This is a genomic window from Pseudomonas sp. KCJK9058 (assembly GCF_046230975.1).
GTDB classification, from domain to species: Bacteria; Pseudomonadota; Gammaproteobacteria; order Pseudomonadales; family Pseudomonadaceae; genus Aquipseudomonas; species Aquipseudomonas alloputida.
This window is the reverse complement of record NZ_JBJJLR010000004.1, coordinates 75,898-99,783: the sequence shown is the minus strand read 5'-3', so window position 1 is coordinate 99,783 and position 23,886 is coordinate 75,898. Positions and strand designations below refer to the sequence as shown.

20 protein-coding genes, 2 tRNA genes and 1 pseudogene are annotated in these 23,886 nt (G+C 62.3%); 4 read left to right on the top strand and 19 right to left on the bottom strand.

The genetic code is table 11. The features are described from left to right. Positions 1–4: 4 nt before the first annotated feature. From ACK59Z_RS04365 to rnr, 5 genes are all read right to left on the bottom strand, one after another. Entirely contained in the window at positions 5–868 is an 864-nt protein-coding gene (locus tag ACK59Z_RS04365) for a hypothetical protein (protein ID WP_409292473.1), read from the bottom strand. Between the two features lie 33 nt (positions 869–901). Beyond that, positions 902–1,132 (bottom strand): 30S ribosomal protein S18, encoded by a 231-nt coding sequence (rpsR, locus tag ACK59Z_RS04360; protein WP_003249563.1) that lies wholly within the window; start codon positions 1,130–1,132, stop codon positions 902–904. Positions 1,133–1,160: 28 nt separating this feature from the next. After that, entirely contained in the window at positions 1,161–1,586 is a 426-nt protein-coding gene (gene rpsF, locus ACK59Z_RS04355) for a 30S ribosomal protein S6 (RefSeq protein WP_003249557.1), read from the bottom strand. Positions 1,587–1,876: 290 nt separating this feature from the next. Beyond that, positions 1,877–2,623 carry a 23S rRNA (guanosine(2251)-2'-O)-methyltransferase RlmB gene (rlmB, locus tag ACK59Z_RS04350; RefSeq protein ID WP_010955473.1) on the bottom strand — a complete coding sequence of 249 codons (747 nt, stop codon included), beginning with the start codon at positions 2,621–2,623 and terminating at the stop codon, positions 1,877–1,879. Then, a complete protein-coding gene (gene rnr / locus ACK59Z_RS04345) occupies positions 2,620–5,193 on the bottom strand; it encodes a ribonuclease R (protein WP_003249552.1) in 2,574 nt (857 codons plus the stop codon). Before rnr ends, rlmB begins: the two co-directional genes overlap by 4 nt. 272 nt (positions 5,194–5,465) lie before the next feature. Here rnr and ACK59Z_RS04340 point away from each other — a divergent pair. From ACK59Z_RS04340 to ACK59Z_RS04325, 4 genes are all read left to right on the top strand, one after another. Further along, positions 5,466–5,552: transfer RNA gene (locus ACK59Z_RS04340), tRNA-Leu, on the top strand. Positions 5,553–5,640: 88 nt separating this feature from the next. Next, a tRNA-Leu gene (locus ACK59Z_RS04335) sits at positions 5,641–5,727 on the top strand. A gap of 243 nt (positions 5,728–5,970) precedes the next feature. After that, complete coding sequence (locus ACK59Z_RS04330) at positions 5,971–6,984, top strand: extracellular solute-binding protein (protein WP_003249550.1); 1,014 nt, start codon at positions 5,971–5,973, stop codon at positions 6,982–6,984. Beyond that, positions 6,984–8,549 (top strand): iron ABC transporter permease, encoded by a 1,566-nt coding sequence (locus tag ACK59Z_RS04325; RefSeq protein WP_003249548.1) that lies wholly within the window; start codon positions 6,984–6,986, stop codon positions 8,547–8,549. Before ACK59Z_RS04330 ends, ACK59Z_RS04325 begins: the two co-directional genes overlap by 1 nt. 84 nt (positions 8,550–8,633) lie before the next feature. Here the strand turns inward: ACK59Z_RS04325 and ACK59Z_RS04320 are convergent, their stop codons facing one another. From ACK59Z_RS04320 to ACK59Z_RS04255, 14 genes and pseudogenes are all read right to left on the bottom strand, one after another. After that, positions 8,634–9,101 (bottom strand): DUF2867 domain-containing protein, encoded by a 468-nt coding sequence (locus ACK59Z_RS04320; RefSeq protein WP_004577528.1) that lies wholly within the window; start codon positions 9,099–9,101, stop codon positions 8,634–8,636. Between the two features lie 184 nt (positions 9,102–9,285). Further along, the gene (locus tag ACK59Z_RS04315; protein WP_374755435.1) at positions 9,286–9,990 is read right to left on the bottom strand and encodes a methyl-accepting chemotaxis protein; all 705 of its coding nucleotides are present in this window, start codon (positions 9,988–9,990) and stop codon (positions 9,286–9,288) included. A gap of 201 nt (positions 9,991–10,191) precedes the next feature. Then, positions 10,192–10,404 (bottom strand): annotated as a pseudogene (locus ACK59Z_RS04310) (methyl-accepting chemotaxis protein); the annotation flags it as partial. Positions 10,405–11,561: 1,157 nt separating this feature from the next. Further along, positions 11,562–12,854 carry an adenylosuccinate synthase gene (locus ACK59Z_RS04305; RefSeq protein WP_003249542.1) on the bottom strand — a complete coding sequence of 431 codons (1,293 nt, stop codon included), beginning with the start codon at positions 12,852–12,854 and terminating at the stop codon, positions 11,562–11,564. A 56-nt stretch (positions 12,855–12,910) separates the two neighbouring features. Beyond that, entirely contained in the window at positions 12,911–14,098 is a 1,188-nt protein-coding gene (locus ACK59Z_RS04300) for an ATP phosphoribosyltransferase regulatory subunit (RefSeq protein WP_003249540.1), read from the bottom strand. A gap of 301 nt (positions 14,099–14,399) precedes the next feature. Continuing rightward, positions 14,400–15,269 (bottom strand): protease modulator HflC, encoded by an 870-nt coding sequence (gene hflC / locus ACK59Z_RS04295; RefSeq protein WP_003249538.1) that lies wholly within the window; start codon positions 15,267–15,269, stop codon positions 14,400–14,402. Beyond that, on the bottom strand, positions 15,269–16,450 hold the full coding sequence (gene hflK / locus ACK59Z_RS04290; RefSeq protein ID WP_003249536.1) for an FtsH protease activity modulator HflK: 1,182 nt from the start codon (positions 16,448–16,450) through the stop codon (positions 15,269–15,271). The genes hflC and hflK overlap by 1 nt, the downstream gene beginning before the upstream one ends. A gap of 96 nt (positions 16,451–16,546) precedes the next feature. Then, complete coding sequence (gene hflX, locus ACK59Z_RS04285) at positions 16,547–17,848, bottom strand: ribosome rescue GTPase HflX (RefSeq protein ID WP_003249534.1); 1,302 nt, start codon at positions 17,846–17,848, stop codon at positions 16,547–16,549. A 12-nt stretch (positions 17,849–17,860) separates the two neighbouring features. Beyond that, positions 17,861–18,121 (bottom strand): RNA chaperone Hfq, encoded by a 261-nt coding sequence (gene hfq, locus ACK59Z_RS04280; protein WP_003249532.1) that lies wholly within the window; start codon positions 18,119–18,121, stop codon positions 17,861–17,863. Positions 18,122–18,215: 94 nt separating this feature from the next. Further along, complete coding sequence (miaA, locus tag ACK59Z_RS04275) at positions 18,216–19,187, bottom strand: tRNA (adenosine(37)-N6)-dimethylallyltransferase MiaA (RefSeq protein WP_004577530.1); 972 nt, start codon at positions 19,185–19,187, stop codon at positions 18,216–18,218. A gap of 1 nt (position 19,188) precedes the next feature. After that, positions 19,189–21,087, bottom strand: a complete 1,899-nt coding sequence (gene mutL, locus ACK59Z_RS04270; protein WP_409292471.1) for a DNA mismatch repair endonuclease MutL — start codon at positions 21,085–21,087, stop codon at positions 19,189–19,191. Continuing rightward, positions 21,087–22,517, bottom strand: coding sequence for an N-acetylmuramoyl-L-alanine amidase (locus tag ACK59Z_RS04265; RefSeq protein ID WP_003249525.1), 1,431 nt, complete (start codon positions 22,515–22,517; stop codon positions 21,087–21,089). The genes mutL and ACK59Z_RS04265 overlap by 1 nt, the downstream gene beginning before the upstream one ends. Positions 22,518–22,528: 11 nt before the next feature. Next, positions 22,529–23,002 carry a tRNA (adenosine(37)-N6)-threonylcarbamoyltransferase complex ATPase subunit type 1 TsaE gene (gene tsaE / locus ACK59Z_RS04260; RefSeq protein WP_003249523.1) on the bottom strand — a complete coding sequence of 158 codons (474 nt, stop codon included), beginning with the start codon at positions 23,000–23,002 and terminating at the stop codon, positions 22,529–22,531. Beyond that, a complete protein-coding gene (locus tag ACK59Z_RS04255; protein WP_003249520.1) occupies positions 22,990–23,850 on the bottom strand; it encodes an NAD(P)H-hydrate dehydratase in 861 nt (286 codons plus the stop codon). Before ACK59Z_RS04255 ends, tsaE begins: the two co-directional genes overlap by 13 nt. Positions 23,851–23,886 lie beyond the last annotated feature (36 nt).

The following is a 23,886-nucleotide window of genomic DNA, read 5'->3' as shown; positions in this document are numbered from 1 at the left end:
ACTTTTAACCTTCACCGTTCGCGGAGTCTTTCCCCGGAGGGGACTTGCGACCGCGAAAATCAATCAGGCTGTCGACAATGGCCAAAACCATCAGCAACGGATAAATCAGCTGCATGATCAGCGGTAGCGTCACGTACATCCCCACCAGCCAGAAACCGGCCAGTCGGCCCTGTGCCACCAGCCCGTGCATCAAGGCGATGCCGGCCAGCACCAGTACCAGGCTGGAAGCCGATGCCAGGATGATGAACTGCGGGCCGATAAACGGCGCCACCACCATCACTGCCAACAAGACCGCCATGGTCTGTTTCGGCAACTTCAGTTCGCGAAACTCGCGACCGAAGCCTCCAGGGTTGTACAACGCTGCCTGCCAATAGCGCGCCAGCATCAACGCCAGCACACTGAACAATTGCACCGTCACTGCTGTGGAAGCGACCAGCACAGGGCGGATCAGCTCACCGGAGAGCACCGGTTGCCCTTCGATTTGCGGCATGGCTTCGGCAAACGCCTTGGCCAGCACATCGAAGGTTTGCGCCAGCGCCAGATCAAGCACGAGGCTGAAAGCCACGGCGAACACGGCACTGGCGAGCAACACCCGGCTCCAGGGATGCTCGGCACGCAACATGGCGGCCAGGGCCAAGGCACCCGCAATCACCAGAAAGGTGATGGGATCGCCCATGACCCACACGGCCAGCCCGGCCAGCAAGCCGCCGGCGATGACCGATGTAGCATCCTTGAACCCACGCCGCAGCAGCACAAGGCTGCCGGCAGCGGCACTCAACCAGAACAGCAGCGGCAGTACCGCGCTGATGACCACCACCAGGGTGGCCTGCACACGACCGCGCATGATGAAACTTGCTAACGCTCGCATGCTAATCCCTTACTGCTTGTCGACGACCCGGTCTCAGCGGCCGTGGCTGTCGGTGTAGGGCAGCAGGGCCAGGAAGCGGGCGCGCTTGATAGCGGTAGCCAGCTGACGCTGATAACGAGCTTTGGTACCGGTGATACGGCTTGGAACGATCTTGCCGGTTTCGGATACGTAAGCTTTCAGGGTGTTGAGATCTTTGAAGTCGATCTCTTTCACGTCTTCAGCAGTGAAGCGGCAGAATTTACGACGACGGAAGAAACGTGCCATTTAATAGGCTCCTCTAAAGGTCCGTGGATTACTCGTCAGCGTTATCGCTGGAGTCGCTGTCATTGCTGTCGTCGCCTTCGGCGGAGTCAGCATGCTCAGGACGCTCGCGACGCTCACGGCGCTCGCTGCGGTTCTCTTCAGCCTTCAGCATCTCGGACTGGCCGGTAACGGCTTCGTCGCGACGGATGACCAGGTTACGGATAACGGCATCGTTGTAGCGGAAGTTGTCTTCCAGCTCGGCCAGGGCCTTGCCGGTGCATTCAACGTTCAGCATCACGTAGTGAGCCTTGTGAACATTGTTGATTGCGTAGGCCAGTTGACGACGGCCCCAGTCTTCCAGGCGGTGGATTTTGCCACCATCTTCTTCGATCAGCTTGGTGTAACGCTCAACCATGCCGCCGACTTGTTCGCTCTGGTCCGGGTGAACCAGGAAGATGATTTCGTAATGACGCATGAATGCTCCTTACGGGTTAGTAGTCTGCCAGTGAATCTGGTCAGACAAGGAGTGAATGACACTGTATGTCTTGCACGGAGGGGAGGCACATGAGCGCCTGCCAGCTCGGCAAGGGGCGCAATTGTAGAGAAGCCGGGGCGCACAAGCAAGGTGATTGGTGAATATTTGAACAGCCTGAAACATATTCACAGGCTGCGGGCCTCTTCGCGGGTGAACCCGCTCCTACAGGGGAACGCAATCACCCTGTAGGAGCGGGTTCACCCGCGAAGAGGCCGGATCAGGCCTGAGAATCAGCGCTTGACCTGACGCTGACGGACGGCTTCGAACAGGCAAACCCCGGTCGCCACCGACACGTTAAGGCTGCTGACGCTACCTGCCATCGGCAACTTCACCAGGAAGTCGCAATGCTCACGGGTGAGCCGGCGCATGCCCTTGCCTTCCGCCCCCATGATCATCACCAGTGGCCCGGTCAGGTCTTGCTGGTAGATCTCCTGCTCGGCCTCGCCAGCGGTACCCACTACCCACAGACCACGCTGCTGCAACTTCTCAAGCGTACGCGCCAGGTTGGTCACAGCCACCAGCGGAATGACTTCTGCTGCACCACAAGCCACCTTTCGCACAACCGGCGTCAACGTTGCGGACTTGTCCTTGGGCACGATCACTGCCGTGGCACCGGCCGCATCCGCGGTACGCAGACAAGCGCCGAGGTTGTGCGGGTCGGTCACGCCGTCCAGCACCAGGATCAGCGGCGGCGTTTCTGTGCGCTCAAGCAGCTCTTCGAGCATCAGTTCGCCCCACACCTGGCTCGGACTGACCTCGGCTACAACGCCTTGGTGCACACCTTCGACCCAGGCATCCATCTCACGGCGCTCGGCCTGGCCGACCGGCACGCGGTTTTCCGCGGCCAGCGCCAGCAAGGTTTCGAGGCGTGGCTCACTGCGCCCTTCCGACAGCCAGATCTGCTTGACCCGCTTTGGATGGTGCTGCAGCAATGCCTGCACGGCGTGTACGCCGTAGATCTTTTCCAGCTGACTCATGAATTGCTCTTGTTTTTGCGTGGCGCGCCGGATTTCGGCGGGCCTTTACGGTGCTTGGTCGGTTTGCCGGACGGCTTGCCACCTTTCTCCGATTTGCTGCCAGCACTGCTGCGCGCGTCGGTCATCAGCGCTTTTTTCATCTCGCGGCTTTTACGCACTTCAGCGTTTCGCTGCACAGCATCCTTGGGGAAGTACGCTTCGGACGCTTCGCTTTTGCGGCTGCGCGGCTTGGGCGTGGCTTTCGCTTCGGTTGCTGGCTGCTGCTCGGCTTTTTCGGCAACTGGCGCGGCGCCACGCTGCTTGCGGCCGATCGGTGCGGCGAGGGTCTTTTCCGACACTTCGAAGTCGATCTTGCGCTCATCCAGATCAACACGCATGACCTTGACTTCGATGGTGTCGCCCAAGCGGAAGCTGCGACCGGTGCGCTCGCCAGCCAGGCGATGGTGTACCGGGTCGAAGTGGTAGTAGTCACCTGGCAACGCACTGACGTGCACCAGGCCCTCTACATAGATATCGGTCAGCTCGACGAACAGGCCGAAACCGGTCACCGCCGTGATCACACCCGGGAAGGTCTCGCCCACGCGATCTTTCATGAACTCGCACTTGAGCCAGTTGACCACGTCACGGGTGGCCTCGTCGGCCCGGCGCTCGGTCATCGAGCACTGCTCGCCGAGTTGCTCCAGGGTGTTTTCGTCGTACGGGTAGATACGCGCCTTGGGGATGCTCATGGCGCCGGCACGCTTGACGTGCGGGGTATCGACCTTGGAGCGGATGATGCTGCGGATGGCGCGATGCACCAGCAGGTCCGGGTAACGACGGATCGGCGAGGTGAAGTGGGTGTACGCCTCGTAGTTCAGGCCGAAGTGGCCGTTGTTCTCGGTGCTGTACACGGCCTGGCTCAGCGAGCGCAGCATCACCGTCTGGATCAGGTGGAAGTCCGGGCGACCGGCGATGCTCGCCAGCAGGGCCTGGTAATCCTTCGGCGACGGGTCCTTGCCCTTGTGCAGGCTCAGGCCCAGCTCGCCGAGGAAGGCGCGCAGTTTTTCCAGGCGCTCCGGCGGCGGGCCATCGTGCACGCGATACAGGGCCGGCACGCCGTGCTTCTGCAGGAACTCGGCCGTGGCCACGTTGGCCGCCAGCATGCATTCCTCGATCAGCTTGTGAGCATCGTTGCGCACGGTCGGGCGGATTTCGGCGATCTTGCGCTCGTCGCCGAAGATGATGCGGGTTTCCTGGGTTTCGAAGTCGATGGCGCCACGTGTGTGACGCGCCTCCACCAGCACCTTGTACAGGTTGTACAGGTTCTTCAGGTCGGGCACGACTTCCTTGTATTCCTCGCGCAGCGCCTTGCCCTCACGGGTACGCGAGTGCTCGAGCATGCTGCTGACCTTGTTGTAGGTCAGGCGGGCATGGGAGTGGATCACGCCTTCGTAGAACTGGTAGTCGACCATCTGGCCGGCTTTGTTCATGGTCATTTCACAGACCATGGCCAACCGGTCGACATGCGGGTTCAGCGAGCACAGGCCGTTGGACAGCTCTTCGGGGAGCATCGGCACCACGCGCTCGGGGAAGTAAACCGAGTTGCCGCGCTGCTGGGCTTCGACATCCAGGGCAGAGCCCAGACGCACGTAGCTGGACACGTCAGCGATGGCCACGTACAGGCGCCAGCCACCGGAGAACAGACGCAGCTTGCCCAGCGGTTCGCAATAAACGGCATCGTCGAAGTCGCGGGCGTCTTCACCGTCGATGGTGACGAACGGCAGATGGCGCAGGTCGACACGCTTCTCTTTGTCCTTCTCCTCGACTTCGGAGCGGAACTTGCGTGCCTCCTTGACCACATCATTGGGCCAGACGTGCGGAATGTCGTAGCTGCGCAGGGCAACGTCGATTTCCATGCCCGGCGCCATGTAGTTGCCGATGACCTCGACCACATCGCCTTGCGGCTGGAAGCGCGGCGTTGGCCAGTGGGTGATCTTGATCTCGACGAACTGGCCGATCTTGGCACCGCCGTTACGCCCGGCGGTCACCAGCACTTCCTGCTGGATCTTCGGGTTGTCCGGGGTTACGTAACCGATGCCGCCTTCTTCGAAATAGCGGCCGACCACGCTTTCGTGGGCACGGGAGATGACTTCGACCAGCACGCCTTCACGGCGGCCACGGCGGTCGACACCGGAGACGCGGGCCAGGCCACGGTCGCCGTCGAACACCAGTCGCATCTGCGACGGGCTGAGGAACAGGTCTTCGCTGCCGTCATCGGGAATAAGGAAGCCGAAGCCGTCGCGGTGGCCGGAGACGCGACCGCAGATCAGGTCCAGCTTGTCTACCGGGGCATAAGTGCCGCGCCGGGTATAGATAAGCTGGCCATCGCGCTCCATGGCACGCAGGCGGCGGCGCAGGGCTTCGATCTGGTCTTCTTCATACAGACCGAACTCTTTTGCCAGCTCCTCGCGGGCAGCAGGTTCGCCTCGGTCGGCGAGACGCTGCAGGATCAGCTCACGGCTGGGAATGGGGTTGTCGTATTTTTCCGCTTCGCGAGCGGCCTCGGGATCGAGGGATTGCCAATCGGCCATCAGAAGGGGTTCACCTTGGGGTATATAGATATGAATTCTGGCATAGGCGTATTGAAACCGGAAATGTCTGCCTTGGACAGCCCCCGCTGCAGTGCATAAACAGCAGAAATAGGCTTGTGGAATCAACAAGTTGAATTTTTTGAATTTTTTTTCGATTGGGGGCTTTACAGCCTTGGGGAGCGTCCGTATAGTGCGCACCACAACGACGGACAACCCCGAAGTTGTAGTAGAGATGAACGACGCTGTAAAGCATCAAGTAACCTCGAATGTGTGCCCAGGTGGCGGAATTGGTAGACGCGCTGGTTTCAGGTATCAGTGACCGCAAGGTCGTGGAAGTTCGAGTCTTCTCCTGGGCACCAAGTATTTTCAAGTAGCAGATGACCAAGGATCTGTTACTACTGTGTGAAAGCGAACGATAGTCGCCTTCTGCAGATGATGTAAAGCTTTGCCCAGGTGGCGGAATTGGTAGACGCGCTGGTTTCAGGTATCAGTGACCGCAAGGTCGTGGAAGTTCGAGTCTTCTCCTGGGCACCATACAAAAACCCACTAGCTTGCTAGTGGGTTTTTTCTTGCCTGCGATTTTTGTGCCCCCTCCCCCGATACCCGCACATCGTAGGAGCGGGTTCACCCGCGAAGAGGCCCGTACAGGCAACACACGCCCAGCGCCCCCCCTTGCACCATGGTCTGACCATGAATTTCTCGTCACCCGGCCACTTGAGAAACAATTTCGTTTACCATTGTTTCCAAATATGTAGCCGTAAGCGAGGAAGTACCCGCATGACGATCCGCCCGCAACCGCTGATGCGTACCCTGGCCGCCGCAGTGCTGAGCCTGGTCATCGGCGCTCCGGCCGCCATGGCAGACGCACCGGTCACGCTGACCATGTACAACGGTCAGCACAAGGAAATCGGCGAAGCCATTGCCAAGGCCTATGAGGCCAAGACCGGCATTCACATCGACATCCGCAAAGGCAGCAGCAACCAGCTGGCCAGCCAGATCATCGAGGAAGGCGACCGTTCGCCAGCCGACATCATCTATACCGAAGAGTCCCCGCCCCTGAACAACCTGGGCGAGCTGGGCCTGCTGGCCAAGATTGACGACGCCACGTTGAACATGATGCCCAAGGAGTACGTTGGCGCCAACGGCACCTGGATGGGTATCACCGCCCGTACGCGCATCGTGGTGTACAACCCCAAGAAAGTCGACGAGAAAGACCTGCCAACCACGGTGATGGACTTCGCCAACCCTGAGTGGGAAGGCCGCGTCGGCTACGTCCCTACCAGCGGTGCGTTCCAGGAGCAGGCCGTGGCCATCCTGAAGATGCACGGGCGTGAAGCCACCGAAGAATGGTTGACCGGCCTGAAAGCCTTCGGCAAGACCTACACCAACAACATGGTCGCCCTGAAAGCCGTGGAAAAAGGTGAAGTGGCTGCGGTACTGGTGAACAACTACTACTGGTACGCGCTTGAACGCGAACGCGGCAAGCTGGACACCAAGCTCTATTACCTGGCCGACGGCGATGCTGGCAACCTGGTCACTATCTCCGGCGCAGGCGTGGTCAAGGCCAGCAAACACCCGAAGGAAGCCCAGGCCCTGCTCAACTGGATGGCCAGCGAAGAAGGCCAGCGCGTGATCACCCAGACCACCGCCGAGTACCCGCTGCACAAGGGTATGGTTTCTGACCGGGGCCTGAAGCCGTTCGACGAACTGCGCCCGCCGAAGATCTCGCCAGCTGACCTGGGCAATGCCGAGGAAGCCATCGAACTTGAGCGTGAGGTCGGCCTGCTCTGATGACTGCCGCCCTGTCCGAACCGGTGCCGGTACGCTTCGTACCGCGCCGCAAGCGCCCTTCCATCTGGGTAGTGCTGCCTGTGCTGTTCCTTGTGGCAATGAGCTTGCTGCCACTGGCTTATGTCGCCATCAAAGCCTGGGAGGCCGGCTGGCGCGAAGCTTTGCACCTGCTGTGGCGGCCCTTTGTCTGGGGGCTGATGCGCAACACCCTGATGCTGATGGTCGGGGTGACGCTGACCTGCATGGTGGTCGGCCTGGCACTGGCCTGGCTGCTGGAGCGCAGCAACCTGGCCGGCCGCCGGTTGTGGGGCGTGGTGCTGTGCCTGCCATTCGCCGTGCCGTCGTTCGTCAGCAGCTTCACCTGGGTGTCGCTAAGTTCGGACTTTGAAGGCCTGGGCGGCGCGATCATGGTCATGGCCCTGTCCAAATACCCACTGGTGTTCCTGCCCGTTGCCGCGACCCTGCGCAACCTCGACACGTCGCTGGAGGAGTCGGCACGCACCCTGGGTTGCAGCCGCTGGGGGGTGTTCAGCAAAGTCACCCTGCCGCTGCTGTGGCCGTCGATGCTCGGCGGTGCGCTACTGATTGCCCTGCATATGCTGGTGGAGTTTGGCGCATTGTCGATCCTCGGCCTGCAAACCTTTACCACGGCGATCTACCAGCAGTTCGAACTGGAGTTCAGCAACGCCAACGCGGCCATGCTGTCTGCCGTGCTGCTGGCGATGTGCCTGGCAATGCTGTGGCTGGAACTGCGGGTGCGCGGTAAAGCCCGCCATGTACGCATCGGCCAGGGCGTAGCACGCCGTGCGCAACCGGTGCGGCTGCGCGGCTGGGCGGTGCTGGCGCAGCTGTTCTGCGTGGGCCTGGCGGTGCTGGGCAGCGGCATTCCGCTGGCGATGCTCGGTTACTGGCTGAGCGTGGGTTCGTCGGCGGCATTCCCGGTGGCGGCCATCTCGAAGGCGTTGTTCACGTCGCTGTCGGTGTCGCTGGGCGGTGCCGGCTTCTGTGTGCTGCTGGCTCTGCCTATCAGCTTCCTGGTGGTGCGCTACAAAGGCCGCCTGGCGATTTGGGCCGAGCGTCTACCCTATCTGCTGCACGCCCTGCCCGGCCTGGTGATTGCCCTGACGTTGGTGTTCTTCGCCCTGCACTACGTGCCGGCGCTGTACCAGACCACGGCCTTGCTGCTGTTGGCCTATGCGCTGCTGTTCCTGCCGTTGGCGCAATCACCGGTGCGCACCGCGCTGAACAAGGCTTCGCCGACGCTGGAAGAAGCCGCGCGCACGCTTGGCGCGAGCAGCTTTGCCGCGTTCTGCCGGGTGACCTTGCCGATCATCTTCCCGGCCATGGCGGCAGCCTTTGCGCTGGTGTTCCTGGATGCCATGAAAGAGCTGACGGCTACCCTGCTGCTCAGCCCGACCGGCATGACCACCTTGGCCACCGAGGTGTGGGCACACACAGCCAACGTCGAGTTCGCGGCAGCGGCGCCTTATGCTGCGTTGCTGATCGTGGTGTCGGGGTTGCCGGTTTACTTGCTGACTACGCGGATGTATCTGAACAAGGCATGAACTTCTTCGCGGGTTTGCCCTCAGGTACAGCACCGGTCTCAGGGCCTGCGCTTTACCTGTGGGGGCTCGCCGGTGATCAGGCCATCAGATGTTACGCAGCATGCGCCGCACAATTGGCCCGTGGGCCTTGCCGACCGGCAACATGTAAAGCCGGCCGAAGGTGTTGAAGCACTGCACCGAGGTGGTCACGCCCAAGCGCTGACACCCCTCCCCCTGATCATCTAGATCCACACTCACCATTACAGCCAGATGCGTATCACGCGAGGTCAGGACCAATTGCTGGTCGCTGATGGCCTCGACAGTGAAGAAGTCCAGGCGCTCACCGACGGCTGGCACATGCGTTGGATCGCCGCGAGTGAAGCCGTGGATATCGGCGACATTGAAACGGCGTGAGATAAAGTCGCGAATGCGGAAAGCCCGGGCCAACCAGCCGGGGACGTCCGAGGTCATGGCGCAGTAGGCTTGCAGGGCGGTCATCGGGTCAGTGAGCTGTACGCTGTCACTGTGCAGGAAATTCAGGTCGGCCTGGGCAGCGATTAGTTGGGCGGACATGAGCAACTCCTTTTGTCATGTGTCGCCGACAGCATAGCAACGCCGCTCAGGCGTGGGAGCGGCCTTGTGTCGCGAAAGGGCCGCATAGCGGCCCCGGCAATTTCCGCGTTTATGCAACAAACTTGGGGCTGCTATGCAGCCCTTTCGCGACACAAGGCCGCTCCCACAAAGGACCGCGCAGGATTCAGGCCCGGAACTGGCCCAGGCTGGCCCGCAGCTGCGCCGCCAACTCGTCCAGCACCTTGCTGCTGGCCGTAGTCTGCATCACCACCTCAGCCGAACGCTCAGCCTGAGCATGGATAGTCTCCACTCGCCCACGCACTGCCTGCGCGCCATTCGCCTGCTGCTCGGCCGCACGGGTGGCCAAGCCAATGGCCGCATGCACCTGCTCCACCGCCGCCTGCACTGACTGCTGCCGACGCTCGTTGTCACGCAGCACCAGCAAGCCTTCGCTAGCCTTGAGCCCAGCCTGGCTGATGGTGGCCACAGCTTCCTTGGCGCCCTTCTGCAATGCTGCGATGTGCGCCTGGATATCGCCCGTCGAGCTTTGCGTCTTGCTCGCCAGTGCCCGTACCTCATCGGCCACCACGGCAAAACCACGCCCGGTTTCACCCGCACGGGCTGCCTCGATGGCAGCGTTCAGGGCCAGCAGGTTGGTCTGTTCGGCAATCCCGTGAATCACCGTCAGCACCACTTCGATCTGCTCGCTCTGCTTGGCCAAGCGCTCGATCACCTGAGAGCCGGCATCCACCTGCCCGGCCAGGTTCTCGATCAAACCCGCCAGTTGGGTCGAAGTGCGGCTGTTTTCATCCGTGGCCTGGCGGATATCCACCACCTGCTGCAACGCCGCCTGCATCGCATGGCTTTCGGCCTGGGCTTCGTCGGCCATGCTCGACAGGTCGCGCAGGCTCGCCGCTACTTCGTCGCGCTGCAACGCGGCGGCAGCATCGGCACCGGCATTACGCTGGGCCATCGCGCCAATCTCGACACCGGTGCGCTGCGCCACTTCACCCGCCTCGCGCACAATCGGCTGTAACTTGTCGACAAAGCGGTTCACTGCTGAGGCCATGTCGCCGATTTCATCTCGGCTGTCGAGCGGCACGCGCTTGGTCAAGTCACCTTCGCCGGCTGCCAGGTCATCGAGGGCGGTAATCAACAGGCGCAGCTTGCTCAGTACCCGTCGACCAAGCACCAGGGCCACCACCAGCAGCACCCCAAGGCCGACCAGCACCAGGCCCAGACCGATACGCCAGCGCAGCTCTGCAGCGGCATCGCGCACAGCTTGCGCGGTATTGGCCTGCATGGCGGCAGCACTGCCCTGCGCCTTCTCCAGGCGCTCACGCAGGGTTTTGCCGCTGTCGGCTGCGGCACCCACCAGGCTGTCGCCAACCAGTTGCTCACCGCTGGCAATCAGCGCCGCGAAGCGCTGGTCCAAGGCCTTGAGCTCCTGGTCGATGCCCGCCGTGGAAACCCCCATCACCACCTTGCCGATTTCTGCGCCATTGGGGTTGATCGAAGCTTCGACAAAGTACACCGCCGGGTCTTGTCGGGCGGCATTGATCACCTTGTCCAGCGCACGCTCGCCCTGGCCCTTGTCCATCAAAGCCTGGTTGATCGGGTTTTGCCGGTTCAGGTAACGGGTCAGGTGCTGGCCCTGTGCATCGTCGTAAACCACGAACAGCACGTTGGGGTTGCGCTGGGCACGCCGGGCAAAGTCGGAGAGCACTGGCACATCGTTGTCCCAGATCGCCCGCGGGGCAACCGAAGCCAGCAGTTCGGCCATGTCGTTGGCGGAGTCCTTGAGGTTCTTCTCCAGGGTGCTGCGCAGTTGCTGCTGTTCGCTTTGCAGGCGCTCCGACAACCCTGCGCTCAGGCGCTGGCGGGTACTGCTCGACAGGCCGTCGAGCCCAGAGCGCACATCTTGCCCGGCTTGCTCCAGATCGCTTGCGAGTTGGCGACTGTCATTACCCAGTCGCTCGCCAAGGTCAGCCTCCAGGGCGGTGACTGTGCTTCGGGTGAGCGCAACGGCAACCAGCACCTGCACCAAAAGAGCGATACCAAGGGCAACAAACACAGGCCGCAAGAGGCGGCTTCGTAACAGTGAGAGGATGGCAGACACGGTGTAACCCTCGTGTTTTCTGGCGCCACTATTTTGATGGCATCTACAGAAACTTCTTACAGCAAGGGTTGTGCCGTAGGCAGCGGGGAAATGCGCCAAGGTCTAGCAACGGGGTTTCGTGTGCCGGCCCATTCGCGGGTAAACCCGCGCCTACAACGGCCTGCGCCCAACCGCCGTTGTGTGCCCACACCCAACCAGTGTAGGAGCGGGTTTACCCGCGAATACGGTAGCGGCGGCAACGGTGGATTGCCGGTGGATATTGGCCAGCACAGACATGCCCACAAATGAAAACGCCGCGGCCCTTCTCAGGGCCGCGGCGTCAGATCAGCCTGGAGGGCAGATCAGGCGAACGGATGACGCAGCACGATGGTCTCGTTGCGGTCCGGGCCGGTCGAAATGATGTCGATCGGCGCGCCAACCAGCTCTTCGATGCGCTTGATGTAGTCACGCGCAGCTTGCGGCAGCTCTTCCAGGGTTTTCACACCCAGAGTCGACTCGCTCCAGCCTGGCATCTCTTCGTACACAGGCTCCAGGCCAATGTAGCTGTCGGCATCGGAAGGCGCGTCGATGACGGCACCGTTCTCGTTCTTGTAGCCAACGCAGATGTTGATGGTTTCCAGGCCGTCCAGTACGTCCAGCTTGGTCAGGCAGATGCCCGAGATGCTGTTGACGTCGATGGCGCGACGCAGGATCACGGCATCGAACCAGCCGCAACGACGGGCACGGCCGGTGGTGGAGCCGAACTCGTGGCCACGCTTGGCCAGCGTAGCACCAGTCTCGTCGAACAGTTCGGTCGGGAACGGACCGGAACCTACGCGAGTGGTGTAGGCCTTGGTGATGCCGAGGATGTAGTCGAGGTACATCGGGCCAACGCCGGAACCGGTGGAAATACCGCCAGCCGTGGTGTTGGAGCTGGTGACGTACGGGTAGGTACCGTGGTCGATGTCCAGCAGCGAGCCCTGGGCACCCTCGAACATGATGTCCTTGCCGGCGCGACGCAGGTTGTGCAGCTCGGCGGTGACGTCGAGCATCATCGGCTTGAGCTGTTCGGCGTAAGCCATGCACTCGTCCAGCGTCTGCTGGAAGTCGATGGCTGGCTCTTTGTAGTAGTTCACCAGCTGGAAGTTGTGGTAATCCAGCAGCTCACCCAGCTTGGCGGCGAAACGCTCGCGGTGGAACAGATCACCCACGCGCAGGCCGCGACGTGCCACCTTGTCTTCGTAAGCTGGGCCGATACCACGGCCGGTGGTGCCGATCTTGGCTTCGCCACGGGCTTTTTCGCGGGCCTGATCCAGGGCCACATGGTACGACAGGATCAGCGGCGCAGCCGGGGAAATGCGCAGGCGCTCGCGCACCGGTACGCCTTTCTCTTCCAGCTTGGTGATTTCACGCATCAGTGCATCCGGGGCAACGACCACGCCGTTACCGATCAGGCACTGTACGCCTTCACGCAGGATGCCGGATGGAATCAGGTGCAGAACGGTCTTTTCACCGTTGATCACCAGGGTGTGACCCGCATTGTGGCCACCCTGGTAGCGCACTACGGCGGCAGCATGTTCGGTCAGCAGATCGACGATCTTGCCTTTGCCCTCATCACCCCACTGGGTGCCCAGGACGACGACATTCTTACCCATTACATTGGTCCTCATTCACGCAAACTTGGTTGCCGGCCTGTTGCCGACGCAGAAACTCACTGGGCCAGCGGCAGAACCTGCCAGCGCCCGTCTTGCTGAATCAATTGCCGATCACAATCCGCCTCGAGAGCAGCACTCAACGGCTGGCCAGGCAGAGCCTGAACCACACGCTGGCCCTCGTTGCGCAACTGGCAGACTTGCTGCCAGAGGGCCGCATCGCCACTGTCCGGCATCCAGATGCCGCCAGTTGGCAATACGACCTCCGCTCGCCCCAGTGTGACCAGGGTCTTCAAATCCGTGGAGAAACCCGTGGCCGGGCGCGCCCGGCCAAAGTCGGCGCCGATATCGTCGTAGCGCCCGCCCTGGGCGATCGATTGGCCTTCGCCTGGCACGAACACGGCGAACACCACGCCCGTGTGATAGTGGTAACCACGCAGCTCGCCGAGGTCGAAGTACAGCGGCAGGTCCGGGTAGCGCGACGCCAGGCGATCAGCGATCGCCAGCAGGTCGTCCAGCGCCGCCAGCACGCTGGCCGGGGCGCGACCGAGGCGCACGCGGGCTTCAGCCAGTACTTCACGACCACCGCACAGCTCGACCAGGGCGCGCAGCATGTTGCCCAGGTCTTTCGGCAGGTCGGCGGTCAGCGCCTGCACTTCATCGACAGCCTTGCGTTGCATGGCGTCGAACAGCTGCTGTTCGACCGCGCCAGACAGGCCGGCGGCACGGGCCAGGCCGCGGTAAATACCGACGTGGCCCAGGTCCATGTGCACATCCGGCACATCGGCCAGTTGCAGCGTGGCGAGCATCAGGCTGATGACTTCAACGTCGCTGGTAGGGCTGGCATCGCCGTACAGCTCGGCACCCAGCTGGATCGGGCTGCGCGAGGTGGACAGGGCACGCGGCTGGGCGTGCAGCACGCTGCCGGCATAGCACAGGCGGCTCGGGCCCTCACGGCGCAGTGTGTGCGCATCGATACGCGCTACCTGCGGGGTGAAGTCGGCGCGGAAGCCCATCAGGCGGCCGGACTGCGGGTCCACTACCTTGAAGGTGCGCTGATCCAGGTCCTGGCCGGCGCCGGTAAGCAGCGACTCCAGGTACTCGATATGCGGGGTGACGACCAGTTCGTAGCCCCAACTCTGGAACAGGTCCAACACCTGGCGGCGCGCGATTTCGATGCGCGCAGCCTCAGGTGGCAGTACTTCCTCGATGCCATCTGGCAGCAGCCAGCGGTCTACCGTTGCCATTACGCCATTTCCCCTCTGGTCCGGGCGGCTTGCCAGCAGGCAAACCGTCAGAAAAGCCGGTATCGCGCACAGCAGCGGGCAGCACTGATCCCAGCGCAGCCACCGTACCCGACACCCTCAAATTGCCTTGCGAGCTGACCAAACTGTCAACCGGCGCTGTGCCAATCAACCTTGCAGACGCAAAAAAGCCGGGAAATTTCCCGGCTGCCTCATCATACACCCCTTTTCATTCAGGATGCACCCCGCCTGGTGCATTAGCTGCCAGGCGGGGTGCCGCTGCATGAAAATCAGGGCCTGAGCATCACGGTCTGCTCTTGTCCAGGTAACGGAAGAATTCGTTCTTCGGGTCCAGGACCATCACGTCGCTCTTGCTCGAGAAGCTCTCGCGGTATGCCTGCAGGCTACGGTGGAACGCATAGAAATCAGCGTCCTGGCTGTAAGCCTTGGCATAGATAGCGGCCGCTTGGGCATCGCCATCACCACGGGTTTCTTCTGCTTCGCGATAAGCCTCGGCCAGCAGCACACGGCGCTGACGGTCGGCATCGGCACGGATACCCTCAGCCAGCTCGTTACCCTTGGCACGGTGCTCGCGGGCTTCACGCTCACGCTCGGTGCTCATGCGGTCGAACACGCTGCGGTTGACTTCCTTCGGCAGGTCGATGGCCTTGACGCGCACGTCGACCACCTCGATGCCCAGTTCCTTGCTCGCCATGCGGTTCAGCGATGCAGTGATGTCAGCCATCAGTGCATCACGTTCACCGGAAACCACTTCGTGCAGGGTACGTTTACCGAACTGGTCGCGCAGGCCACTTTCCAGACGACGCGACAGACGCTCGTCGGCGATCTGCTTCATGCCGGACGTGGCGGTGTAGAAGCGTTCAGCGTCCTTGACGCGCCACTTGGCGTAGGCGTCGACCATCACCGCTTTCTTTTCCAGGGTCAGGAACCGCTGGGTAGGCGCGTCGAGTGTCATCAGCCTAGCGTCGAACCTGCGCACCTGGTTCACGTACGGAATCTTCACGTGCAGGCCTGGCTGAACATCCGCCTGGACCACCTTACCGAAACGCAGCAGTACCGCCCGCTCGGTCTGGGACACGATGTAGAAGCTGTTCCAGGCCACAATGGCCAGGACCACGGCGGCGATCAGGGCGATCAGCGATCTATTGCTCATCAGCGGCTCTCCCTAGTACGCAGCGGCTGCTGTTGCTGTTGCATGTCCTGCGCGGCACGAGCGGCCGCATCGTTAGCCGATGGCGACGCGCTGGTGGTTGGCACGGACGGCTTGCGGCTGCCTTCGACCATCTTGTCCAGCGGCAGGTAGAGCAGGTTGCTCTGCCCGTCCTTGGTTGCCACCATGACCTTGCTCGAGTTGCTGTAGACCTCTTGCATGGTCTCCAGATACAGACGCTCACGGGTTACGTCAGGTGCCTTGCGGTACTCGGCAAGCAGCTTGGTGAAGCGGTCTGCCTCACCCTTGGCGCGGGCAATGACTTCGTCGCGGTAACCATTGGCATCCTCGATGATGCGCTGGGCCTGACCACGGGCTTCCGGCACCACGCCATTGGCATAGGACTCGGCCTGGTTGCGGGCACGCTGCTCGTCTTCGCGGGCGCGGATCACGTCGTCGAAGGCTTCCTGCACTTCACGCGGGGCTGCCGCGCTCTGTACGTTGACCTGGGTAACGGTGATACCGGTGCGGTAGTTGTCGAGGAAGCGCTGTAGGCGTTCGCGGATATCCACGGCCATCTGCTCACGACCCTCGGTCAACACCTGGTCCATCGAAGTGGAACCCACCACGTGGCGCAGGGCGCTGTCGGTCGCGTGCTGCAAGCTCACCTCAGGCTGGTCGACGTTGAGCACGAAGTCCTGCAGGTTGCTGATCTTGTACTGGACGGTCAGCGGCACCTCGACGATGTTCTCGTCTTCGGTCAGCATCTGGCCCTGCTTGGTGTAGGCACGCTCACGCGTGACGTTTTCCATGTACTTGCGATCAATCGGCGGGAAGTAGATGTTCAGGCCGGGACCGACCGTCTCATAGTACTTGCCGAAGCGCAGCACAACCGCCTGCTCCTGCTCGTCGACCACATACACGGCGCTGTACAGCCAGATTGCAGCCAGCACCGCCAGGCCGATGCCCAGCAGGCCCAGGCCACCGCCCTTGCCGACATTGCGATCACCGCCGCCACGTTTCTTGCTGCCGCCGAACATGCCATTCAGGCTGTCCTGCAGTTTGCGGAAGGCCTCGTCCAGATCCGGTGGACCTTTCTTGTCACCACCGCCGCCACCGCCACCGCGGCGGCCGCCCCAGGGATCCTGATTGTTCGAGTTGCCACCCGGCTCGTTCCAAGCCATAGCGCTCTCCATCTGATAAAGCAAAGACGCGCCCACGGCGCGCCGTCCAATGCTACAGAATGCCTGTCACTGCTGCCCGGCGACCTCGACGAGCATTTATTGCAAAGTGTGTTGCTGGACAAACACTTGCGGCTCCATGCCTTCGCGGCTGACCAGGCGATTCAGTTCGACCATGGGCAGTCGCACGCTCAGCAGGCTGCGCCCTTCTTCATCATGCTCTTCACTCTGCACGGCACCCAAGGCAAAGAATTGCGCGCGCAAGCGGGCAAAACGCTGCTCCAGGCACAGGGTACCGACAAACAGATCATCCCCCAGCAACTCGGCAACCGCCTGGCCAACCAGCTCCAGGCCACGCCCATCGCGTGCCGATACCCAGACCCGTTCCGGCTTGCCATCGGCATTGCGCTGGATCTGTGGCTCGACATCTTCGAGCAAGTCGAGTTTGTTGTACACCTCCAGGATCGGCAACCCCTCGGCACCAATCTCGCCCAACACCGCCAGCACCTGCTCGATCTGCTCCATGCGCTCTGGCTCATGGGCGTCGATCACATGCAGCAACAGGTCGGAGTTGCTCGACTCTTCGAGCGTAGCCCGAAATGCCTCGACCAGCTTGTGCGGCAGATGGCGAATGAAGCCTACGGTGTCGGCCAGCACGATCGGCCCCAGGTCGTTGAGCTCGAGCCGGCGCAGGGTCGGGTCGAGGGTGGCGAACAACTGGTCCGCGGCATACACCTCGGATTCGGTCAGGGCGTTGAACAGCGTGGACTTGCCGGCGTTGGTATAACCCACCAGCGACACCGAGGGGATATCCGCGCGCTTGCGCCCGCGACGCGCCTGCTCACGCTGGCTGCGCACTTTCTCCAGGCGTGACTTGATCTGGCGTATACGCACCCGCAACAGGCGGCGGTCGGTTTCCAGCTGGGTTTCACCCGGGCCGCGCAGGCCGATACCACCTTTTTGTCGCTCAAGGTGAGTCCAGCCGCGCACCAGCCGCGTGCTCATGTGCTCCAGCTGGGCCAGTTCGACCTGCAGCTTGCCTTCATGGGTACGCGCCCGTTGGGCGAAGATATCGAGGATCAGCCCGGTACGGTCGAGCACACGACACTCGAACACACGTTCAAGGTTGCGCTCCTGACTGGGCGTGAGGGTGTGATTGAAAATCACCAGGTCTACCTGTTCGGCATGGACCAGGTCGTGCAACTCTTCGACCTTGCCACTGCCAATCAGGTATTTGGCGGAAGGCTGATGCCTTGTCACCGTGACCAGCGAGACGATGTCGGCACCGGCCGACAATGCCAACTCCTGAAACTCCTGCGGGTCTTCGCGCGCCTCAGGGTTCTGACCTTCCAAGTGAACGAGCAACGCCCGCTCACCACCACCGTGGCGCTCAAAGAACAATGCAGGCTCCTATCAGGCGTTGCCTGGCTCGCTGTCGCCGTGCTCGCTGTCGGTCGGGCTTGGCAGGCGGACCGGACGGGCCGGAACTACGGTCGAGATGGCGTGCTTGTAGACCATCTGGCTGACGGTGTTCTTCAGCAATACCACGAACTGGTCGAACGATTCGATCGAGCCCTGCAGTTTGATACCGTTGACCAGGTAAATGGATACCGGGACCTTTTCTTTTCTCAAGGTATTCAAGTAAGGGTCTTGTAGCGAATGCCCTTTTGACATATGCCGCACTCCTGTAAGGATAAATAATAGAAAATCAATAAAAACGATAAATTAGGCCGCCCCTTCGCAAGAATAGACGGCAATCAGCAGGGACTCAGCTCAATATGGAGATGGCCCCAAGGTATTTCAAGGTGCGGGACAGATTGTCGCAGGCCAGGCTGTCAAGCCAGTGCACGTCAGGCCAGCCACGCAACCAGGTGAACTGCCGCTTGGCCAGCTGCCGGGTAGCAATGATACCGCGTTCACGCATCTCATTCTCAGTCAGCTTGCCATCCAGGTAATCCCACACTTGCCGATAACCCACTGCCCGTATAGACGGCAGCCCGGCGTGCAAGTCACTTCTGGCTCGCAGCGATCGGACCTCGTCAACGAAGCCCTGTTCCAGCATCTGCGAAAATCGTAACGCAATTCGCTGATGCAAAATGTGACGATCTGTAGGAGCAATCGCCAAACTGGCGACAGTATAGGGCAAATGTCCGCCGGCGCCTGCGTCTGCGCCGCGACTTTCCGCGAATTGACGCCGACGATGAGCTGTCATGCTCTCGCCGCTCACCCGGTACACCTCCAAGGCCCGGATCAACCGCTGCGGGTCATTGGGGTGGATACGTGCCGCGGACTCCGGGTCGACTTCGGCCAACTGCCGGTGCAGCTCGGCCAGGCCCAGGGCTTCAGCCTGCGCTTCCAGTTCGGCGCGCACCGCCGCATCGGCGGCCGGCATATCGGCCAGGCCATCGATCAACGCCTTGTAATAGAGCATGGTGCCGCCGACCAGCAGCGGGATCTTGCCGCGCGCGGTGATCTCGGCCATGGCCTCCAGCGCGTCGGTACGGAACTGCGCGGCGGAATAGCTCTGCGCCGGGTCGCGAATGTCGATCAGCCGGTGCGGGTGGGCAGCGAGGACTTCTTTCGACGGCTTGGCCGAACCGATATCCATGCCACGGTACACAAGTGCCGAATCGACGCTGATCAGTTCACACGGCAGCACCGTGGTCAGTTCGATGGCAAGGTCGGTCTTGCCGGCCGCCGTCGGACCCATCAGGAATATTGCAGGGGGCTTGCCGCTCATTTCATCGACCGCGCAGGAAAAGTTTGTCCAGATCGTCCAGGCCCATCTGAGTCCAGGTAGGACGGCCATGGTTGCACTGGCCGCTGCGCTCGGTGTTTTCCATGTCGCGCAGCAGGGCGTTCATCTCGGGAATTGCCAGGCGCCGGTTGGCGCGCACGGCACCGTGGCAGGCCATGGTACCGAGCAGTTCGTTGAGATGCGCCTGAATGCGATCACTGGTGCCGTACTCCATAAGGTCGGCAAGCACGTCCTGCACCAGGCGGTTGGCTTCAGCCTGCTTGAGCAAGGCCGGGATCTGGCGAATCGCCAGGGTCTCAGGGCCCAGGCGCTGCAATTCGAAGCCCAGCCGCTGAAACCACTGTGCATGCTCTTCGGCACAGTCGGCTTCACGCTGGCTAAGGGCCAGGGTCTCCGGCACCAGCAGCGGCTGGCCACTCAGGCCCTCGCTGGCCATGGCCACCTTGAGGCGCTCGTACATTATCCGCTCGTGGGCAGCGTGCATGTCCACCAGCACCAGGCCAACAGCGTTCTCGGCCAGGATGTAGATACCCTTGAGCTGCGCCAGGGCATAGCCTAGCGGGGGAATGTCGCCTTGGCTTTCGGGCAGTGCCGTCGCAGGCGCAGCACCGGTGTCCAGCGGCTTATAGAACTCGCGGTACACCGCCTGTGCCTCTGCGGCCGGCAGCGGCTGTGAGGGACGTGGGGTGTATTGATACTGGTAACCGGCGCCACTGCCACCATTGGAAAACGACTGTTGCGGGGCTCGAGGCTGTTCAAGCACCGGCGAGGCCAGGCGCATTTCACCCTGGGGCCCGAACTCACCGGCCTGCGGGCCCGTGGGACGAACCAGCTCAGGTACGGCAGCAGGTGCGGCCAGCTGGTCTTCCGGACGTACATCGGCCAAGGCACGGTGCAAGGTGCCATACAGGAAGTCATGCACCGAGCGCCCTTCACGGAACCGTACTTCATGCTTGGTAGGGTGCACGTTCACATCGACGCCGTTGGGCTCCAGCTCCAGGAACAGCACGAACGTGGGGTGGCGGCCGTTGAACAGCACGTCCCGGTAGGCCTGACGCACGGCATGGGCGACCAGTTTGTCGCGCACTGCCCGGCCATTGACGAAGAAGTACTGCAGGTCTGCCTGGCTGCGCGAGAACGTCGGCAAGCCGACCCAGCCCCAAAGGCGCAGGCCGTTGCGCTCGACGTCGATCGGCAGTGCCTGCTCCATGAAGCCCGGGCCGCAGATGGCACCCACCCGCCGTGCACGGGCGGTTTCGTCGTGGGCCTCGTGCAGGCTGAGGATGCTCTTGCCATTGTGGCGCAGGTGGAAGCCGACATCGAAACGGGCCAGCGCCAGCCGCCGGATCACTTCCTGCAAGTGATCGAATTCGGTTTTCTCGGCTTTGAGGAACTTGCGCCTGGCCGGGGTATTGAAGAACAAATCGCGCACTTCCACCGAGGTACCGACCGGGTGCGCCGCCGGCTGCACGCGCGGCGTCATGTCACGGCCTTCGGTTTCGACTTGCCAGGCCTCACTGGCACTGGCGGTACGCGAGGTCAGGGTCAGGCGCGCCACCGAACTGATCGAGGCCAAGGCCTCGCCACGGAAGCCCAGGCTCAATACCCCTTCAAGGTCTTCCAGCTCGCGGATCTTGCTGGTGGCGTGTCGGGCCAGGGCCAGCGGCAGGTCGTCGGCAGAAATACCGCTGCCATCGTCCCGCACCTTCAGCAGTTTGACGCCGCCCTGCTCGACTTCGATATCGATGCGCCGGGCACCGGAGTCCAGGCTGTTTTCCAGCAGTTCCTTGGCTACAGACGCCGGCCGCTCGACAACCTCGCCGGCGGCAATCTGGTTGGCCAGCCGCGGGCTGAGCAGCTGAATTCGCGAACCGCCACTCATCATTGCGCGGCCAAGGTTGTGGCGGGTACATCGAGGCGCTGGCCAACCTTCAGCTCATCGGTCTTCAGGCTGTTGATGCTGCGCAGGCTGGCCACGCTGACCTGGTAACGCACGGCGAGCATTGCCAGGGTTTCGCCAGGGCGCACGGTGTGTTCACGCGGGCCGGCGGCGATCTTGCCGGTGTCACGCAGCCAGGCAATGTAGGTGCCAGGTGGTGGGTTCTGCTGGAAGTACTGGTGCACCCCAGTGCGGATCGACCGGGCCAGCGCCTGCTGGTGGCTGGAGGAGGCCAGTTTGGCTGCTTCGTTGTTGTTCGAGATGAACCCGGTTTCAACGAGGATCGACGGAATATCCGGCGACTTCAGCACCATGAACCCGGCCTGTTCCACACGCTGCTTGTGCAACGAAGTGACACGCCCCATGTTGCCCAATACCTTTTGCCCCACGTTGAGGCTGGAGCTGAGCGTAGCGGTCATCGACAGATCAAGCAGCACGCCCGCGAGCATGCGGTCCTTGTCGTCGAGGCTGACATTACCCGCACCACCGATCAGGTCAGAACGGTTTTCCGTGTCGGCCAGCCAGCGCGCCGTCTCGGAGGTGGCGCCACGATCGGACAGGGCGAACACCGAGGCGCCAAAGGCTGCGCGCGACGGGGCCGCGTCGGCGTGAATCGAAATGAACAGGTCGGCGCCTTTCTTGCGGGCGATTTCCGTACGCTTGCGCAGCGGGATGAAGTAATCACCGGTGCGGGTCAGCTCTGCACGGAAACCTTTTTCGCTGTTGATCTGACGCTGCAGCTCCTTGGCGATCTGCAACACGATGTCTTTTTCGTGCTGGCCACGCGAGCCGGAAGCGCCAGGGTCTTCACCGCCGTGCCCGGCATCGATGGCAACCACGATGTCACGCTTGCCACTGGGTACCGGTGGCAGCTTGATCGCCGGCTGGGTCGGCGTTACTGGCACCGCGGGCGTTGTCGCAGGCGTTTGTACCGGGGCCGGCGCAGGTGGCGGCGTGCTGGCCGCGATAGCGTCAGCCTCCTGGTCATACAGGTCGACCACCAAGCGGTTGCCGTACTGTGCGTTGGGCGCCAGGGTGAAGCTTTTCGGGGTAACCGACTTCTTCAGGTCGACCACAACCCGAAGGTCGGTTGGCGTACGCTGAGCCGAACGCACACTGCTTATCGGCGTGTTGGAGGTGGCCACATTCAGTGGCGCGGCCAATGTTGCGCCATTGATGTCGATGACCAGGCGATCGGGTGCGCTCAGGGTGAAGACACTATGCTGCACGGGGCCAGACAGGTCGAAGACCAGCCGCGTGTTGTCCGGTGCGCGCCACAGGCGCATGCTCTTGACTTGAGTGACGGCCAGAGCCTCAACGGTCACCGTTGTCAGCAGCAGCCCAACGATGGCGACCAGTGCGCGTATGCGCATACCTACCCCACTTACTGTTTATAGTGTTCGGCCAGTGCCACGCACCAGGCCTCGCCGCGAGCCCCCTGCGGCGAAAGGTTCAGCGAGCGTCCACTCGCTTGGGGGCTTATGGTAATGGTCAGGTCAGGCTTTGGCAAAACGCCCGCACCCTTTTGTGGCCATTCGAACAGGCACAGCGGGTCGCCCTCGAAATAGTCACGAATGCCCATGAACTCAAGCTCCTCCGGGTCGACCAGGCGATACAGGTCGAAGTGAAAGGCTCGGACCTCGCCGATTTCATAGGGTTCGACCACGGTGAACGTCGGGCTTTTCACAGCCCCAGTATGGCCCAGACCGCGGATCAGGCCACGCGACAGGGTTGTTTTACCCGCGCCCAGGTCGCCCTCAAGGAAAATCACGCCGCGACCGCCGGTCACCTCGGCCAGTGCTGCACCGAATTTGACCGTGGCCTCTTCATCGGCCAGAAACAGATTTAAGCCAGACACGCAGAATGCTCCTCCAACAACTCACGAATGACCGGCGCCAGATCACTGGCCGCCAGGCCTCTACCTTTTTTCCCAAGGCGCTCGCCGGCACAGGCGTGCAGCCACACCCCCAGGCAGGCTGCGCCCCAGGCATCCAGGCCTTGGGCCAACAGGGCTGCCAGCACGCCAGTCAGCACATCGCCCAGGCCGGCGCCGGCCATCGCCGGGTGCCCGCGCTCGCACAACGCCAGCTGCCCGCTCGGGGCTGCCACCAGTGTGCCAGCACCTTTGAGTACACAGACGCTGTTATAACGCCGCGCCAGCTTGCGAGCAGCGCCAGGGCGGTCGGCCTGCACGGCCTCAGTGGCAATGCCCAGCAGCCGCGCCGCCTCCCCCGGGTGCGGAGTAAGGATGCTGCCACTGGGCAGGGCCAGCGGGGTTCGCGCCAGCAAATTCAAGGCATCGGCATCCCACACTTGCGGCCGCTCGGCGTTGGCCACCGCCGACAACAGGCTGCAGCCCCACGCCGCCTGCCCCAGGCCGGGCCCGACCACCAGGACCGAGGCGCGCTCCAGCACACCCATCAGTTGGTTGGCCGAACGGACACCCAGGCACATGACCTCGGGCAGGCGCGCCAGGCTGGCCGACACGTGCTCGGGCCGGGTTGCCACGCTGACCAGCCCGGCACCGCAACGCAGGGCGGCTTCGGCACTGAGCAACACAGCGCCTCCGGTACCCAGGTCGCCACCGACCACCAGTACATGGCCAAAGTCGCCTTTGTGGGCATGCGCCTGCCGTGCCGGCAGGCGGGCAACCGTCACGCTGCTGAGCAATTGTGGGGCATTACTGGGGTGTTTGGTCTGCGGCATGGGGTCAAAGGCTCCAATGTCTGGCAGAATTATACG

Coding starts and splice junctions, on each gene's coding strand:
- ACK59Z_RS04365 (WP_409292473.1), bottom strand. CDS start 868: ATGCGAGCGTTAGCAAGTTTCATCATGCGCGGTCGTGTGCAGGCCACC.
- rpsR (WP_003249563.1), bottom strand. CDS start 1,132: ATGGCACGTTTCTTCCGTCGTCGTAAATTCTGCCGCTTCACTGCTGAA.
- rpsF (WP_003249557.1), bottom strand. CDS start 1,586: ATGCGTCATTACGAAATCATCTTCCTGGTTCACCCGGACCAGAGCGAA.
- rlmB (WP_010955473.1), bottom strand. CDS start 2,623: ATGAGTCAGCTGGAAAAGATCTACGGCGTACACGCCGTGCAGGCATTG.
- rnr (WP_003249552.1), bottom strand. CDS start 5,193: ATGGCCGATTGGCAATCCCTCGATCCCGAGGCCGCTCGCGAAGCGGAA.
- ACK59Z_RS04330 (WP_003249550.1), top strand. CDS start 5,971: ATGACGATCCGCCCGCAACCGCTGATGCGTACCCTGGCCGCCGCAGTG.
- ACK59Z_RS04325 (WP_003249548.1), top strand. CDS start 6,984: ATGACTGCCGCCCTGTCCGAACCGGTGCCGGTACGCTTCGTACCGCGC.
- ACK59Z_RS04320 (WP_004577528.1), bottom strand. CDS start 9,101: ATGTCCGCCCAACTAATCGCTGCCCAGGCCGACCTGAATTTCCTGCAC.
- ACK59Z_RS04315 (WP_374755435.1), bottom strand. CDS start 9,990: ATGGCCGACGAAGCCCAGGCCGAAAGCCATGCGATGCAGGCGGCGTTG.
- ACK59Z_RS04305 (WP_003249542.1), bottom strand. CDS start 12,854: ATGGGTAAGAATGTCGTCGTCCTGGGCACCCAGTGGGGTGATGAGGGC.
- ACK59Z_RS04300 (WP_003249540.1), bottom strand. CDS start 14,098: ATGGCAACGGTAGACCGCTGGCTGCTGCCAGATGGCATCGAGGAAGTA.
- hflC (WP_003249538.1), bottom strand. CDS start 15,269: ATGAGCAATAGATCGCTGATCGCCCTGATCGCCGCCGTGGTCCTGGCC.
- hflK (WP_003249536.1), bottom strand. CDS start 16,450: ATGGCTTGGAACGAGCCGGGTGGCAACTCGAACAATCAGGATCCCTGG.
- hfq (WP_003249532.1), bottom strand. CDS start 18,121: ATGTCAAAAGGGCATTCGCTACAAGACCCTTACTTGAATACCTTGAGA.
- miaA (WP_004577530.1), bottom strand. CDS start 19,187: ATGAGCGGCAAGCCCCCTGCAATATTCCTGATGGGTCCGACGGCGGCC.
- mutL (WP_409292471.1), bottom strand. CDS start 21,087: ATGAGTGGCGGTTCGCGAATTCAGCTGCTCAGCCCGCGGCTGGCCAAC.
- ACK59Z_RS04265 (WP_003249525.1), bottom strand. CDS start 22,517: ATGCGCATACGCGCACTGGTCGCCATCGTTGGGCTGCTGCTGACAACG.
- ACK59Z_RS04255 (WP_003249520.1), bottom strand. CDS start 23,850: ATGCCGCAGACCAAACACCCCAGTAATGCCCCACAATTGCTCAGCAGC.